4 protein-coding genes are annotated in these 16,875 nt (G+C 68.1%); 2 read left to right on the top strand and 2 right to left on the bottom strand.

The window, feature by feature from the left end; translation table 11 throughout:
* Nucleotides 1–229 precede the first annotated feature (229 nt).
* Both RTK35_RS15400 and RTK35_RS15395 read left to right on the top strand, forming a co-directional pair.
* Nucleotides 230–15,205, top strand: coding sequence for a retention module-containing protein (locus RTK35_RS15400; RefSeq protein WP_316908374.1), 14,976 nt, complete (start codon nucleotides 230–232; stop codon nucleotides 15,203–15,205).
* A gap of 94 nt (nucleotides 15,206–15,299) precedes the next feature.
* Complete coding sequence (locus RTK35_RS15395; protein WP_044412584.1) at nucleotides 15,300–15,638, top strand: hypothetical protein; 339 nt, start codon at nucleotides 15,300–15,302, stop codon at nucleotides 15,636–15,638.
* 13 nt (nucleotides 15,639–15,651) lie between these two features.
* On the opposite strand, the gene RTK35_RS15390 is transcribed toward RTK35_RS15395, so the two are convergent.
* Both RTK35_RS15390 and RTK35_RS15385 read right to left on the bottom strand, forming a co-directional pair.
* Nucleotides 15,652–16,146, bottom strand: a complete 495-nt coding sequence (locus tag RTK35_RS15390; protein WP_074973557.1) for a SprT family zinc-dependent metalloprotease — start codon at nucleotides 16,144–16,146, stop codon at nucleotides 15,652–15,654.
* 80 nt (nucleotides 16,147–16,226) lie between these two features.
* Nucleotides 16,227–16,823 carry a Yip1 family protein gene (locus RTK35_RS15385; RefSeq protein WP_142015576.1) on the bottom strand — a complete coding sequence of 199 codons (597 nt, stop codon included), beginning with the start codon at nucleotides 16,821–16,823 and terminating at the stop codon, nucleotides 16,227–16,229.
* Between the last annotated feature and the right edge of the window lie 52 nt (nucleotides 16,824–16,875).

The raw sequence follows: 16,875 nt of genomic DNA, 5'->3' as shown, positions 1-16,875 counted from the left end.
TTTCAGGTGGTCAGTTGCGCGATTCGAGCCCTGGGGAGACGCGGTTTTTGCTGGAGCAGTTCGACACGGAAAATAAGTGACGTTTTTCTGTCGCGAATTTTTTGACCAAAAAATTGTCGCCCCGCCCCACGCACTTTTCCCCCCTTGAGCACCGCTCCTACGCAGCGCTGGCCCTATTCGAGAAGGGTTGTCGGCAGTGGTCGGCAGGTGTGCGCTGGAGGAAGGATTCATGGCTACGGTAATCGGTGTCGTCAGGCAGGTCGTAGGCGAGGTGTTCGCGGTAGCAGGCGATGGAACGCGCCGGCCGTTGGTGGAAGGGGACCGGGTGTTTGCCGGTGAACAACTGGTTACCGGCGCCGAAGGCGCGGTGGCCATCAACCTGGCCAGCGGCGGCGAGCTGACCCTGGGGCGCGACAGCACCACCACCCTGAGCACCCAGATGCTCAGTGCTGGAGGCGACAACGCGGCGCCGGTCGATCCCACTGCCGACGCCCAGCCGCAGCCCCCGAGCCAGCAGGAGCTGACCGATGTGCAGCAACTGCAGGCTGCCATCGAGGCCGGCGTGGACCCGACCCAGGCTGCCGAGGCCACCGCAGCCGGCCCGGGCGCCGGCGGTGCCGGTGGCGCGGGCGGTGTGGGCGGCGGCCACTCCTTCGTGCTGCTGTCGGAAACCGCCGGTGCGTTGGACCCGACCATCGGCTTCCCCACCGGGCCCATCGACTTCACCCCGCTGTTCCCCGAGGGCGACATCCCTCCGCTTCCGGCCGACTCCACCCCCTCGCTGACGGTGGTGTTCCTCGACCAGTCCGGCACCGTGGTGACCGGCCCCGGCGTGGTGGATGAAGAGGCCCTCAACGGCGGCGAAGGCGGGGGCGGCAAGGCCGGCAGCAATGCCGGCAGCACTGCCGAGAGCACCTCCGGCAGCCTGGTGATCACCTCGCCGGACGGCATCGACCGCGTCGAGGTGCTGGACGTCAACGGCAACTGGATCAACGTCACCGGCGGCGGCACCGTGCAGGGCGCCTTTGGCGTGCTGGTGTTCGACGGCGCCGGCAACTGGACCTACACCCTCACCGACAACAGCCTCGACCACGGCAACCCCAACGCCACGGGCGCCGACGACCAGATCTTCGACAACTTCAGCGTGCGGGTCTTCGACCTGGACGGCGACGTGTCGCCCACCGTGCCCCTGACCGTGGCCATCAACGACGACGGCCCCACGGCCGGGCTGCAATTCAACCAGGAAGGCGGCTTCGTGGTGCTGGACGAGTCCGCCGGCCTGCAGCCGGACAGCCAGGAAGTGCCCGGCCCGCTGGCGGTGTTCGCCTCGGTGGCCAATGCCTCTGCTGACATGCTGGCCTTCGCCCAGGGCAGTGGCCCGGTCGTCGTGGGGGCCTTTGACACGGGGGCTGACGAAGCCGGCTCCTCCGCGGTGTTTTCCCTGGCCCTGGGCGAGGGTGGTGGCGAAGGCGAGGGCGGCAGCGGCCTGTTCACCACCGCCGGCAGCCCCATCACCCTGGCCCTGGAGAACGGCCTGGTGGTGGGCCGTGATGGCAGCGGCAATGCCGTGTTCGCCATCGCCATCGACCCGGATTCCGGGCAGCTCAGCGTGGTGCAGTACGAATCCCTGCGCCATCCCGACAGCGGCAGTGATGACGAGGGCCTGAACCTGTCCGGCCTGGTGCGGGCGGTGTTCACCGTCACCGACGGCGACGGCGACAAGGCCACCGCCAGCGCCGACATCGGCAGTGCTATCCGCTTCGAGGATGACGGCCCCACCGCGCTGATCCGCGTGACCGAGGGCGGCAGCGTGACCCTCGACGAAAGCGCCGGCCTGCAGAACGGCACGGCCACGCCCGGTGTCCCCGGCGATGCCGGCAACCAGGACACCAGCGACCCGGCCGTGGCCGCCCTGTTCAGCGGCGTGGCCAATGCCGGCACCGACCTTTCCAGCCCTGGCTATGCCCAGAGCAACGGCCCGGTGGTGGATGTTTCCGGCAGCAGCACCGGCGAGGACGAGGAGGGCGCCACCACGGTGCTGAGCCTGTCCATCGTCGGCGGTGACGGCGCCGATTCCGGCCTGACCACCACCGACGGGCGCGCCATCGTCCTCAGCCTGGAAGGTGGGCTGGTGGTCGGGCGCATCGTCGGCGGCAGCTTCGACGGCCAGGCCGCGTTCGCCGTGGCCATCGGCCAGGACGGCACCCTCCAGGTCGCCCAGTACGTGTCGCTGTTCCACCCGGACACCAGCAGCGGCGATGACAGCGTCAGCCTCGCCGGCAAGATCAACGCCGTGGTCACCATCACCGATGGCGATGGTGACGTGGCCGTCGACCAGGTCGGCGTCGGCGGAGCCGTGCGCTTCGAGGACGACGCCCCCACCGCCAGCATCCAGCTGGTGGAAGGCCGCAGCGTGACCCACGACGAAAGCCCCGAGCTGCAGAACGGCACCACCACCCCGACCCCGGCCGGCGATGCCGACGACAACGACGTGGGCGGCAAGGCGGTCGCTTCGCTGTTCGACAGCGTGGCCAACGCCGGCACCGACCTGCTCGGCTTCGCCCAGAGCGAAGGCCCGCTGGTGAGCACCGCCGGCAGCAGCTTCGGCGAGGACCAGGAGGACGCCACCCTCGAACTCAGCCTGGCCATCACCGGTGGCAACGGCACCGATTCGGGCCTGACCACCACCGACGGCCAGGTGATCCGCCTGTACGTTGAGAACGGCCTGATCGTCGGCCGCGTCGAAGGCATCGACGGCCCCGGCCAGGCGGCCTTCGCCATCGTCCTCGGGGCGGATGGCACGGTGAGCGTGGCCCAGTACATGTCCCTGCATCACCCCGACACCGGCAGCGGTGACGAGTCGGTGGACCTGGCCGGCCTGATCAAGGCCGTGGTCACCGTGACCGATGGCGACGGCGACGTGGCCCGGAGCGAAGTGGACATCGGCGGTGCCGTGCGCTTCGAGGACGACGCGCCCAGCGCGGCCATCCAGGCCGTGGAAGGCCGTGTGGTGATCCACGACGAAACCCCCGGCCTGCAGAACGCCAGTGCCACCCCCGGCATCCCCGGCGATGCGGCCAACCATGACACCAGCAACCCGGCCGTGGCGGCGCTGTTCGCCAGCGTGGCCAACGCCGGTACTGGCCTGGCGGCGGGCTATGCCCAGAGTACCGGCGCGGTGGTGGACACCTCATCCAGCAACGTTGGCCAGGACCAGGAAGGCGCCACCACGGTGCTCAGCCTGTCCGTGCAGGACAGCGACTCGGGCCTGAAGGCCCTCGACAGCTCGTCCATCCTGCTCAGCGTCGAGAACGGCCTGGTGGTCGGCCGCGTGTCCGGTGGCGCCCTCGATGGGCAAGCCGCGTTCGCCGTGGCCATCGGCCAGGACGGCACCCTCAGCGTGGCCCAGTACCTGCCGCTGCAGCACCTGGACGGCAGCAACGCCGACGACGCCCTGAGCCTCACCGGCAAGATCAACGCCGTGGTCACCGTGACCGATGGTGACGGCGACGTGTCCGTGGCCTCCACCGGCATCGGCGATGCCGTGCGCTTCGAGGATGACGGCCCCACCGCCAGCGACGTGCGTGCCGAAACCGTGCTGGACGACGAAGGCCTGGCCGGTGGCATCAACGGCGGCCCCGGCGATGTTGCCGGCGCCAACACCAGCACCAGCGGCAGCCTCGGCTACGACGGCGGCGCCGACGGCGTGAAGAGCGTGGAACTCACCGGCCCCAGCAGCCTGGGCAGCGAGAGCGTCACCTCCACCTGGGATGCCAGCACCAACACCCTGACCATCAGCTCCGCCCGGGGCGCGCTGATGACCGTGGTGCTCACCAACCCGGCCACCGGCGCCTACACGGTCAACCTGCTGCAACCGTTGATGCACCCGCAGGGCGGCACCGAGGACAACATCACCCTCAACGTCGGCTACAAGGTCACCGACGGTGACGGCGACAGCGCCAACGGCTCCCTCGCCGTGGTGATCAACGACGACTCGCCCAGCGTGCAGGCCAGCGAGCTGGACCTGAATTCCTCGGTGACCTTCCTCGGCACCAATGCCGGCTACTCCAACACGTACGGCTACTACATCAAGGGCGATGACGGCACGCCCCAGGGCGGCAAGATCATCTGGGCCAACGTGCACGACCAGAGCGTGGGTGACCAGGCCAGCCTCGATGGCCTGGACCCGGCCCACACCGGCTTCTTCATCATCCCCGACGGCGCCGCCAACGGCGGCCTGAGCAATGGCGCGGAGGTCACCTTCCAGCTGGTGGGTGGCAAGTGGCAGGCCTTCATCGGCAGCACCCCGCTGGTGGGGGCCGACGGCGCCAACGTGCTGTTCAGCGACGCCGCCCTGAACCCCGGCGGTTCCCACCTGCAGGACACCGGCAGCGCCGGCAACCAGAACTGGGAAGACAAGACTGCCACCTCCGACTACGACTACAACGACGTCAGCGCCAACGTCACCTGGGGCTCGGCGATCCAGTTGCAGGTGGACGAATCCAACTTCGCCCAGGACGCCACCGCCAACTTCAGCGGCGTGTTCAACGTGCAACCCGGCGCCGACGGCGTGGGCAGCCAGACCTACAGCCTGAGCGTGCAGAACGCCAATTCCGGCCTGGTGGACACCGCCACCGGCGAGGCGGTGCTGCTGAGCCTCAACGGCTCGGTGATCGAAGGCCGCACCGCCGGCACCGGCGAGCTGGTGTTCACCCTCAGCGTGAACGCGGCCGGCACCGTCACCCTCGACCAGCAGCGCGCCGTGGTGCACCCCACCAGCGACGCCGACGAGGCCAAGTACCTGGGCGCCGGGCGTGTCAGCCTGACCCTCACCGTGGTGGACAAGGACGGCGACAGCGCCAGCGGCGCGGTGGACATCGGCAAGGTCATCAGCTTCAAGGACGATGGCCCGAGCATCAGCGCGGGCCAGGCCGGCGTCGCCAGCCTGGAGGTGGACGAAACCAGCCTCGGCATCGACGCCACCACCGACTTCAGCGGGGCCTTCACCAGCAGCTACGGCGCCGACGGTGCCGGCAGCATCGCCTACAGCCTGGCGGTGAGCGCCAACGGTGCCTCCAGCGGCCTGAAGGACAGCGCCACCGGCAGCGACATCAAGGTCTACCTGGAAGGCAACCAGGTGGTCGGGCGCGTGGGCGGCAGCGGCGGCGCCGTGGCCTTCACCCTGACCGTGGACAGCGAAGGCAAGGTCACCCTCGACCAGAAACTGGCCATCCAGCACAGCCCGGATGCCGGGCCGGACCAGGCCACCGGCCTGTCGGCGGCGGACCTGGTGAAACTGGTGGCCACCATCACCGACAAGGACGGTGACTTCAGCAAGGCCAGCCTCAACCTGGGCGACGCCATCAGCTTCCGCGATGACGCCCCGGCCATTCGCGCGGTCTCCATCCCGGCGGACATCCTCCAGGTGGACGAAACCAACCTGGCCGGCGATGCCACCACCGACTTCAGCGGCGCCTTCATCCGCAACTACGGCGCCGATGGCCCCGGCACCACCACCTACGCCCTGCAGGTCAGCGCTGACGGCGCCAGCAGCGGGCTGAAGGACAGCGCCACCGGCAGCGACATCAAGGTCTACCTGGAAGGCGGCCAGGTGATCGGCCGCGTGGGTGGCCCCTCGGGCGCCATCGCCTTCACCGTCAGCGTGGACAGCACCGGCAAGGTCACCCTCGACCAGCGCATCGCCCTGCAGCACAGCCCGGACAGCGGGCCGGACCAGGAGGTGAGCCTGGGCAGCGCCGACCTGGTGAAACTGGTGGCGACCATCACCGACAAGGACGGCGACTCCAGCAGTGCCAGCCTGAACCTGGGCGACGCCATCAGCTTCAAGGACGATGCGCCCGGCATCCGCGCGGTGGAGATCCCCTCGGACATCCTCCAGGTGGACGAGACCAACCTCTCCGGCGATGCCACCGCTGATTTCAGCGGCGCGTTCATCCGCAATTACGGCGCCGATGGCCCCGGCACCACCACCTATGCCCTGCAGGTCAGTGCCGATGGCGCCTCCAGCGGGCTGAAGGACACCGCCACCGGCAGCGACATCAAGGTCTACCTGGAAGGTGGCGAAGTGGTCGGCCGCGTGGGCGGCCCCTCGGGCGCCATCGCCTTCACCGTCAGTGTGGACAGCACCGGCAAGGTCACCCTCGACCAGCGCATCGCCCTGCAGCACAGCCCGGACAGCGGGCCGGACCAGGAGGTGAGCCTGGGCAGTGCGGACCTGGTGAAACTGGTGGCCACCATCACCGACAAGGACGGCGACAGCACCAGCGCGACCCTCAACCTGGGCAACGCCATCAGCTTCAAGGACGACGCGCCGACCATCAGTGCTGGTCAGGCCGGCGTCGCCAGCCTGGAGGTGGATGAAACCAACCTGGCCATCGACGCCACCACTGACTACAGCGGCGCCTTCACCGGCAATTACGGCGCCGACGGTTCCGGCAGCATCGCCTACAGCCTGGCGGTGAGTGCCGAGGGCGCCAGCAGTGGCCTGAAGGACACCGCCAGCGGCAGCGACATCAAGCTCTACCTGGAAGGCGGGCAAGTAGTGGGCCGCGTGGGCGGCAGCGGCGGGGCCGTGGCCTTCACCGTCACCGTGGACAGCAGCGGCAAGGTCACCCTCGACCAGCGCATCGCCCTGCAGCACAGCCCGGACGCCGGACCGGACCAGGCCACCGGCCTGTCGGCGGCGGACCTGGTGAAACTGGTGGCCACGATCAGCGACAAGGATGGCGACAGCAGCAGCGCCAGCCTCAACCTGGGCAATGCCATCAGCTTCCGCGATGACGCACCGGCTATTCGCGCGGTCTCCATCCCGGCGGACATCCTCCAGGTGGACGAAACCAACCTGGCCGGCGATGCCACCACCGACTTCAGTGGCGCCTTCATCCGCAACTACGGTGCCGACGGCCCCGGTACCACCACCTACGCCCTGCAGGTCAGCGCCGACGGCGCCAGCAGCGGGCTGAAGGACACCGCCACCGGCAGCGACATCAAGGTCTATCTGGAAAGCGGCCAGGTGATTGGCCGCGTGGGCGGCCCTTCGGGCGCCATCGCCTTCACCGTCAGTGTCGACAGTACGGGCAAGGTCACCCTCGACCAGCGCATCGCCCTGCAGCACAGCCCGGACAGCGGGCCCGACCAGGAGGTGAGCCTGGGCAGCGTCGACCTGGTGAAACTGGTGGCGACCATCACCGACAAGGACGGCGACAGCACCAGCGCCACCCTTAACCTGGGCAACGCCATCAGCTTCAAGGACGACGCGCCGAGCATCAACGCCGGCCAGGTCGTGGCCGACAGCCTGCAGGTGGACGAAACCACCCTGGGCACCGATGCCACCACCGACTTCAGTGGCGCCTTCACCGGCAACTACGGGGCCGATGGCGCCGGCAGCATCGCCTACAGCCTGGCCGTGAGCGCCGATGGCGCCAGCAGCGGGCTGAAGGACACCGCCAGCGGCAGTGACATCAAGCTCTACTTGGAAGGCGGCCAGGTGGTCGGCCGTGTCGGCGGCAGTGGCGGGGCCGTGGCCTTTACCCTGACCGTGGACAGCAGCGGCAAGGTGACCCTCGACCAGAGGCTGGCGATCCAGCACAGCCCGGACGCCGGACCGGACCAGGAAGTGAGCCTGGCCGGTGCGGACCTGGTGAAACTGGTGGCGACCATCACCGACAAGGACGGTGACAGCAGCAGCGCCAGCCTCAACCTGGGTCATGCCATCAGCTTCAAGGACGACGCGCCGAGCATCAGCGCCGGCCAGGCCGGCGTCGCCAGCCTGCAGGTGGATGAAACCAACCTGACCGTCGACGCCACCACTGATTTCAGTGGTGCCTTCAGCGGCAACTACGGTGCCGACGGCGCCGGCAGCATCGCCTACAGCCTGGCCATCAGCGCCAGCGGTGCCAGCAGCGGGTTGAAGGACACCGCCAGCGGCAGCGACATCAAGCTCTATCTGGAAGGCGGCCAGGTGGTGGGCCGTGTGGGCGGCAGCGGCGGGGCGGTGGCCTTCACCGTGACCGTGGACAGCAGCGGCAAGGTCACCCTCGACCAGAAACTGGCCATCCAGCACAGCCCGGACGCCGGGCCGGACCAGGCCACCGGCCTGTCGGCAGCGGATCTGGTGAAACTGGTGGCCACCATCACCGACAAGGACGGTGACAGCAGCAGCGCGACCCTCAACCTGGGCCATGCCATCAGCTTCAAGGACGATGCGCCCACCATTAGCGCCGGCCAGGCCGGCGTCGCCAGCCTGCAGGTGGATGAAACCAACCTGGCGATCGACGCCACCACTGATTTCAGTGGTGCCTTCAGCGGTAACTACGGTGCCGACGGCGCCGGCAGCCTCGCCTACAGCCTGGCCATCAGCGCCAGCGGTGCCAGCAGCGGGTTGAAGGACACCGCCAGCGGCAGCGACATCAAGCTCTACCTGGAAGGTGGGCAGGTGGTCGGCCGCGTTGGCGGCAGCGGTGGGGCGGTGGCCTTCACCGTCACGGTCGACAGCACGGGCAAAGTCACCCTCGACCAGCGCATCGCCATCCAGCACACCCCCAACACCGGGCCGGACCAGGCCACCGGCCTGTCGGCGGTGGATCTGGTGAAACTGGTGGCCACCATCACCGACAAGGACGGCGACAGCAGCAGCGCCAGCCTCAACCTGGGCAACGCCATCAGCTTCAAGGACGACGCGCCGAGCATCAACGCTGGTCAGGCCGGTGTCGCCAGCCTGCAGGTGGATGAAACCAACCTGGCCGTCGACGCCACCACTGATTTCAGTGGCGCCTTCTCCGGTAACTACGGTGCCGATGGTGCCGGCAGCCTCGCCTACAGCCTGGCCATCAGCGCCAGCGGCGCCAACAGCGGCCTGAAGGACAGCGCCAGCGGCGGCGACATCAAGCTCTACCTGGAAAGCGGTCAGGTGGTCGGCCGCGTCGGCGGCAGCGGCGGGGCAGTGGCCTTCACCGTGACCGTGGACAGCGTCGGCAAGGTCACCCTCGACCAGCGCATCGCCATCCAGCACAGCCCGGACAGCGGGCCGGACCAGGCCACCGGCCTGTCGGCGGCGGACCTGGTGAAACTGGTGGCCACCATCACCGACAAGGACGGCGACTCCACCAGCACCAGCCTCAACCTGGGCAATGCCATCAGCTTCAAGGATGACGCGCCCACCGCCGGCAACATCGACGTGAAGCTGGACGACGACACCCTGGCCAACGGCAACCCCGGTGGCGTGGGCGACGACGTGGATGCGCAGAACACCAGCGGCACGGTGGCCCACAGCTTCGGCTCCGACGGCGCGGGCTCGATCACCTGGGTCACCAGCGGTGCGCCTAGCGGTTTCACCTACGAGACCTCGGGCAGCAACCTGCTGGTCAAGCAGGGCGCCACCACGGTACTGACCGTCACCCTCAACAGCACCAGCGGCGCCTACCAGGTGGTGCAGAACGCGCCCATCCGCCACCCGGACGGGCAGGACGAGAACAACGTCCAGTTCCAGCTGACCTACAAGGTCACCGACAAGGACGGCGACAGCGCCAACGGCACCCTGAGCCTGAGCGTGGATGACGACACCCCGGTGGCACGCAACGACGTGGCCACGGTGGCCGAGTCCAACGCGCCGGACATCAACATGGTGTTCGTGCTGGACTTCAGCGGCAGCATCGACAACACCGAGCTGAACCAGATGCTGGATGCCGTGAAAGCCGCCGCCCAGGCGCTGTTCCAGGGCACCCCGGGTGATGTGCAGATGCAGGTGGTGGCCTTCTCCTCCACCGCCCAGGCCTATGCACCGGTCACCTCCTATGCGGCCTTCGAGTCGCTGGTCAACTCGCTCAACCCGCTGGATGGCGGCACCCGGCCGTTCGACGGTGGCACCGACTTCACCGATGCCATCAAGGCCACCATCGCCAACTACGTGCCGCAGGCGGGGTGGAGCAACCAGGTAGTGTTCGTCAGCGATGGCAACCCCAACGAGCAGACCGGTACGGGCGGCAACGCCCTGGCCGATGCCACGGCCACGGCCTGGGCGCAGTTCATCGCCAACAACGGCCTCAACGTCACCACCGTGGGCGTGGGTAACGGCATCGACGACAGCAAGCTGCAGAACGTCGATCTCGACGGCAGCGGTTCGCCGATCCGCGTCGGCAGCTTCGACCAACTGGTGGATGCGCTGCTGACCGGCGTCAGCTCCGGCCAGGTGAGCGGCAACGTGCTCAAGGGCTCCGATGGCGTGGCCGGCACCGCCGACGACGACAGCTTCGGCGCCGACGGCAAGGGCGGCATCACGTCGGTGACCGTGAGCGGCGTGACCTACACCTGGAACGGCAGCGATGCCACCGCCCAGCTGTCGGTGAACACCGCCCTGGGCGGCAAGCTGCAGTTCAACTTCAAGACCGGCGACTGGAGCTACACCGCGCCCTCGGGCTTGACCGGCAATGTTTCGGAAGTGGTCGGCTACAGCATCAGCGACGCTGACAAGGACGGCACCAACGGCCAACTGACCATCAACGTGACGGCCACCAACGATGCCCCGGTGGCGGTGAACGACACCTTCACCACCGCCGAGGACAGCCCGCTGACCATCACCGCCGACGGCCTGTTCGGCAGCGACGGCACCGGGCCGGTGAACGACCGCGACAGCGACTCCGGCAGCTTCACTGCCATCAAGGTGACCCAGCTGGCGAGCAACGGCGTGCTCACCCTCAACGGTGTGGCGGTGACGCTGAACCAGGTGATCTCGCTGTCCGATATCAACGCCAACAAGCTGGTGTTCGTCCCTGATGGCGATGAGAACGGTGCGCCCTACGCCACCTTCAAGTACCAGGTGAGCGACGGCACCACCTTCAGCAACGCGGCCACGGTGACCATCAACGTGACGGCGGTGAACGATGCGCCGGTGGCGGTGGATGACAACCTCACCACTGCCGAGGACACCTCGCTGACCATCACCACCACGGCCCTGTTCGGCTCGGACGGCACCGGCCCGCTGAACGACAGCGACGTGGACTCGGCCAGTTTCACCACCATCCGCATCACCCAGCTGGCCAGCGACGGCGTGCTGAAGCTCAACGGCGTGGCGGTGACCCTGAACCAGGTGATCAGCCTGGCGGACATCACCGCCGGCAAGCTGGTGTTCGTGCCGGACGGCAACGAAAACGGCTCGCCCTATGCCACCTTCCAGTACCAGGTGAGCGACGGCGCGCTTTACAGCAATGTGGCCACGGTGACCATCGCCGTGACGCCGGTGAACGATGCGCCGGTGGCGGTGAACGACACCTTCAGCACCAACGAGGACACGGCGGTGACCATCACCAGCGCCGGCCTGTTCGGTAGCGATGGCACCGGCCCGGTGAACGACAGCGACATCGACTCGGGCAGCTTCACCGCCATCCGCATCACCCAGCTGGCCAGCGACGGTGTACTGAAGCTCAACGGCGTGGCAGTGACCCTGAACCAGGTGATCAGCGCGGCGGACATCGATGCCGGCAAGCTGGTGTTCGTGCCCGATGGCAACGAGAACGGCACGCCCTACGCGACCTTCCAGTACCAGGTCAGCGATGGCAGCGCCTACAGCAACGTGGCCACGGTGACCATCAATGTGGCGGCGGTGAACGATGCGCCGGTGGCGGTCAACGACACCTTCAGCACCACTGAAGACAACGCCGTGACCATCACCAGTGCCGGGCTGTTCGGCAGTGACGGCACCGGCCCGCTGAACGACAGCGACGTCGATTCCGGCAGCTTCGCCAACATCAAGGTGACCCAGCTGGCCACCGACGGCGTGCTGAAGCTCGATGGCGTGGCGGTGACCCTGAACCAGGTGATCAGCATCGCCGACATCGCCGCCGGCAAGCTGGTGTTCGTGCCCGATGGCAACGAGAACGGCGCGCCCTATGCCACCTTCCAGTACCAGGTGAGCGACGGCAGCCTCTACAGCAACACCGCCACGGTGACCATCAATGTGGCGGCGGTGAACGACGCCCCCGTGCTGGACCTGGACGCCAACAACAGCAGCGGCGCCACCGGGGCCGACTACCGCACCACCTTCACCGAAGGCCAGCCGGCGGTGGCCATCGCCGACCTGGACAGTCAGATCACCGACGTCGACGGCAGTACCATCGCCTCGGCCAAGGTGGTGCTGACCAACGCCCAGGCGGGCGATGTGCTCAGTGCCACCGGCATGCCGGCCGGCATCACGGCGGTGGTGGACACCAGCGTGGCCGGCAAGATCACCGTCACCCTCACCGGCGTGGCCAGCCAGGCCACCTACGAGACGGCGCTGGAGGCGATCCGCTTCTCCAACACCAGCAACACGCCGAGCACCACCCCGCGTGACGTGACGGTGACGGTGAGCGACGGCGCCACCGACTCCAACACCGCCCACACCACCATCAACGTGGTGGCCGTGGACAACGGGCCGGACGCGAAGGACGACGTGGCCAGCGTGGTGGAAGGGCACGGCCAGGACTTCAACGTGGTCTTCGTGCTGGACTTCAGCGGCAGCATCGACAACACCGAGCTGAACCAGATGCTCAGTGCGGTGCGCCAGGCCGGCAGCGAGCTGTTCGACGGCACCAGCGGGCATGTGCAACTGCAGATCGTGGCCTTCTCCTCGACGGCCACCTCCTATGCGCCGGTCACCAGCGTGGAGGCGTTCTCGGCGCTGATCGCCAGCCTCAACCCGGCCGAGGGCGGCACCCGGCCGTTCGCCGACGGCACCGACTTCACCGCGGGCATCCAGGAAACCATGGGCGTGTACCAGCCGATTGCCGGCTGGAGCAACCAGGTGGTGTTCATCAGTGACGGCAACCCCAACGAGCAGACCGGCAGCGGTGGCAACTCGCTGACCGATGCCACGTCGACGGCCTGGAACAATTTCGTCGACAACAACGGCATCAACGTCACCACGGTGGGCATCGGCGACGGCATCAACACCGCGCGCCTGCAGGACGTCGACCTCGATGGCCAGGGCTCGCCGCTGAGCGTCTCCGGCTTCGGCCAACTGGTGGATGCGCTGCTGGGGCAGGTGGTTGGCGGCGATGTGACCGGCAACGTGCTCAAGGGCTCCGATGGCGTGGCCGGCACCGCCGACGACGACAGCTACGGGCCGGACGGCGCGGGCTACATCAAGTCCATCACCATCGGCAGCATCACCTACACCTGGAACGGCAGCAGCACCATCACCCCGAGCAGCGGTTCGCCCATCAGCGGCAACCAGCTCACCGGGATCGACACGCCGCTGCACGGCAAGCTGACCTTCAACTTCGCCACCGGGGCCTGGAGCTACGTGGCGCCGGAAGGGCTCACCGCCAACGTCACCGAGCAGTTCAGCTACACCCTGGTGGACAGTGACGGCACCCCGGACAGCGCCAACCTGACCATCAACGTGATCGACGCCAACAGCCCGCCGGCCGGTGCCGACGCCACCCTGAGCCTGCTGGAGGACACCAGCCATGTGCTGACGGCGGCCAACTTCGGCTTCTCCGACAGCGAGGGCAACAGCCTGGCGGCGGTGAAGATCACCACGCTGCCCACGGCCGGCACGCTGTTGCTCAACGGCAGCGCCATCAGCGCCGGGACCTTCGTCTCGGCCGCCGACCTGGCTGCCGGCAAGCTGGTGTTCAGCCCGGCGGCCAACGCCAATGGCAACGGCTATGCGAAGTTCACCTTCCAGGTGCAGGACAACGGTGGGACGGCCAACGGCGGGATCAACCTCGACCCGAACCCGAACACCATCACCTTCAACGTCACCCCGGTGAACGATGCGCCGACCGCCGACATCAGCCGGCTCACCTACAGCATCGGCGAGAAGAGCAGCCTGACCCTCAGCGGCACCGGCATGAGCGTGGGTGACGTGGACGGCGGCAGCGACCTGCGCACCGTGACCCTGGCGGTGGCCCAGGGCGCGCTGACCGTCTCGGCGGGCAACAGCGGGGTGACCAACATCACCGGCAACGGCACGTCGCAGGTGACCTTCCGCGGAACCCTGACCCAGCTGAACAACCTGCTGGGAGGGATCGATACAGGGGCCGGCTCGGCGGGGAGCATTTCCTTCCTGGCCAGCACCAACACGGCGGCTGCGGTGGCGCTGATGCTGATGATCAACGACGCCGGCGCCATCGGAGGCGGCGCGCTGACGGCGGTGGACACGGCGACCATCAACGTCACCTTGGTGAACGATGCACCAACGCTGACCGGCGATTCGCTGATCACCAACGTGGCCTCGGGGGTCACGGTGCCGGTGCCGGAATGGGCACTGCTGTACAACGACACCGACCCGGACACCAGCACCTTGCACATCAGTACCGTGGGCAGTGCCAGCGGCATGACCGCGACCTTGGCGGCCGGGGTGGTGAGCGTCACCGACACCGGCACGCTGGGGGGCTCCTTCAGCTACATCGCCGAGTCGACGACTGCCTCGGTCAGCCTGACCCGTGACACCGACGGGATCCTCGATGGCAACAGCAGCGACAACCTGCTGGTGGACGGCCTGGCGGGTGGGCACACCCTCAACGGCAACGGTGGCAACGACGTGCTGCTGGGCAACGACGGCGATGACACCCTCAACGGCGGGGCCGGCAACGACCTGCTGGTGGGCGGTTCCGGCAATGACTACCTGGACGGCGGCAGTGGCACCGACACCGCCGGCTACCAGGACGCCACGGCCGGGGTCAACGTCAGCCTGGGCATCACCGGGCAGCAAAACACCGGCGGGGCAGGGCTGGACACCCTGGTGAACATGGAGAACCTGACGGGCTCGAACTTCAACGACACCCTCACCGGCAACAGCGGGGCCAACGTGCTCAGCGGGCTGGCCGGCAATGACACGCTGATCGGCGCGGGCGGCAACGACACCCTCACCGGCGGCGACGGCGCCGACACCTTCAAGTGGCTGTTGGGCGACACCGGTACCACCCACATCACCGACTTCACCAAGGGTGTGGATGCGCTGGACCTGTCGCAGCTGCTGACCGGGGAGCAGGCCAACCTGGGCAGCCTGAGCCAGTACCTGACCTTCAGCTTCGGCACCAACACCACCATCACGGTGGACAGCAACGGCAGTGGCAGCGGTACGGGCGGGCCGACCATCGTGCTCGATGGCATCAACCTGCAGGCAGCCTACGGCGCAGCCGATGCGGCGGGGGTGATCAGCGGGATGCTGGGTGACGGCACGCTGAAGACCGATACGGTCTGACGTGGGGCAGGGCCCGCCTCCCTCCGGGGGGCGGGCCTTTTCACGTGTGGATGGGCGGTGGCTGTTCCTTCCTGGGCTACAGAGGGTGAAGTCGATGGTCTACGTACAACGGGACGAGCGGGGCCGGGTGCTGCGGGTGGAGCACGAGGCCTTCCCGGGGATGACCCACCGGGTGCCGGAAGCTGACCCGGAGGTGCGCAGCTGGCTGGCGAGCCGCTCGCTGCACGAGCACCTGCTGTCGCTGCAGCATTCGGACCTGGAGCTGGTGCGGGTCATCGAGGACCTGGTGAACGTGCTGGTGGACCGTGGGGTGATGCGCTTCACCGACCTGCCCGAGGCCGCGCGCAACAAGCTGCAGCACCGGGCCAACACCCGGGCGCAGGTAGAGGGGTTGTCGGGGCTGGTGCCGGATGACGGGGCGCTGCCGTATTGAGGGCAGGAACGGCCTATTCCTGTCGCTGCTCCCCGCTGAAGCGCAGGGTGGCCCGGCAGCGCCGGCAGAAGTAGCGGCGCCCTCGGCCGACCAGGGCGTGGCGCTGGGGCGAGAAGGGGAATTCGCCGTCGGGGCAGGCACACAGGTAGATGAAGCGGTTCACCGTGCGGCGCTGCACTTCGTAGCTGTGGCAGCGGTTGGGCGGCAGTTCGTAGACGCCGCGCATGATCAGCTGCCATTCCTCGCCGTGGGGCTGGATGCGCGGGCCGAACAGTTGATGGGCGACCAGGTGGGCGACTTCGTGGGCGACGGTCTGGCGCAGGAAGTCCTCGCGGTTCTCCCGGTACAGCTGCAGGTTGAAGCGCAGGCGGTTTTCGGTCAGGTGGGCGACGCCGGCCTTCTGGCCGCGCAGCTTGAAGCTGACCTCGGGGCGGGTGAACGGGCGTTGGAAGAAGGCTTCTGCCTGCTGGTAGCAGGCTTCGACGCGGGCGTGTAACTGCTCGGGCATAAGGGGCACTCCAGAGTGCGGCGATTATGCCCAAAGCGGTGGACGCCCGCTGCGTTCTCCTGCCGAGTGGTGCGACCGGGTCAGCGGTATTCCGGGGTCAGGTAGAGGAGCCAGTGGAGGATCACCGTTACCAGCACGTTCACCAGCACCAGCAGCCCGACGCCCCAGATCGAGGAGGCGTAGAGGAAGGCCTGCTCACGGTTCAGGCGCATGAACACCGGGGTGCCCAGGTAGAGCAGGACGCTGGCGTAGGCGCCGGCCAGGCCCAGGACCAGCACGGCCAGCCAGCGGGTGGGGTAGAGCGCGGCGAGCCCGGCGATGAACAGCGGGGTGGCGGTGTAGGCGACGAAGCCGACGCATTCGTTGAAGCCGGGGCGGGTTTCGAAGGCTCGCGCCATCCAGCGCACAAAGGCGCCCATCAGCAGGGTGCCGAGCACGGCGGCCAGGTACAGGCCGGCGCACAGCTCCAGGGCGCTGGCGGTGTCGAGGCGCACCACTTCGTCCTCGGCCAGGCTCCAGCCGACCACGGTGGTGCCGATGTAGAGGCTGATGGCAGGGATGAGGGCGAGCAGCAGCAGGTGCCCGAGGTAGTGCAGCGGGTTGCGGGTCTCCTGGGCGCGGATGTCCTGCCAGGCTTGTTCGGGGCGGGTGAAGAGGGTGAGCAGGTGCGGGGCCATGTCCGTCTCCTTCTATTCCGGTGGTCGGGCACGGGCCCGGTCTCGAAGGGTT

It is taken from the genome of Pseudomonas sp. zfem003 (assembly GCF_032621675.1).
Classification (GTDB): domain Bacteria; phylum Pseudomonadota; class Gammaproteobacteria; order Pseudomonadales; family Pseudomonadaceae; genus Metapseudomonas; species Metapseudomonas otitidis.
Note: the sequence above shows the minus strand (reverse complement) of the source record. Positions and strands in the feature narration are given on the sequence as shown.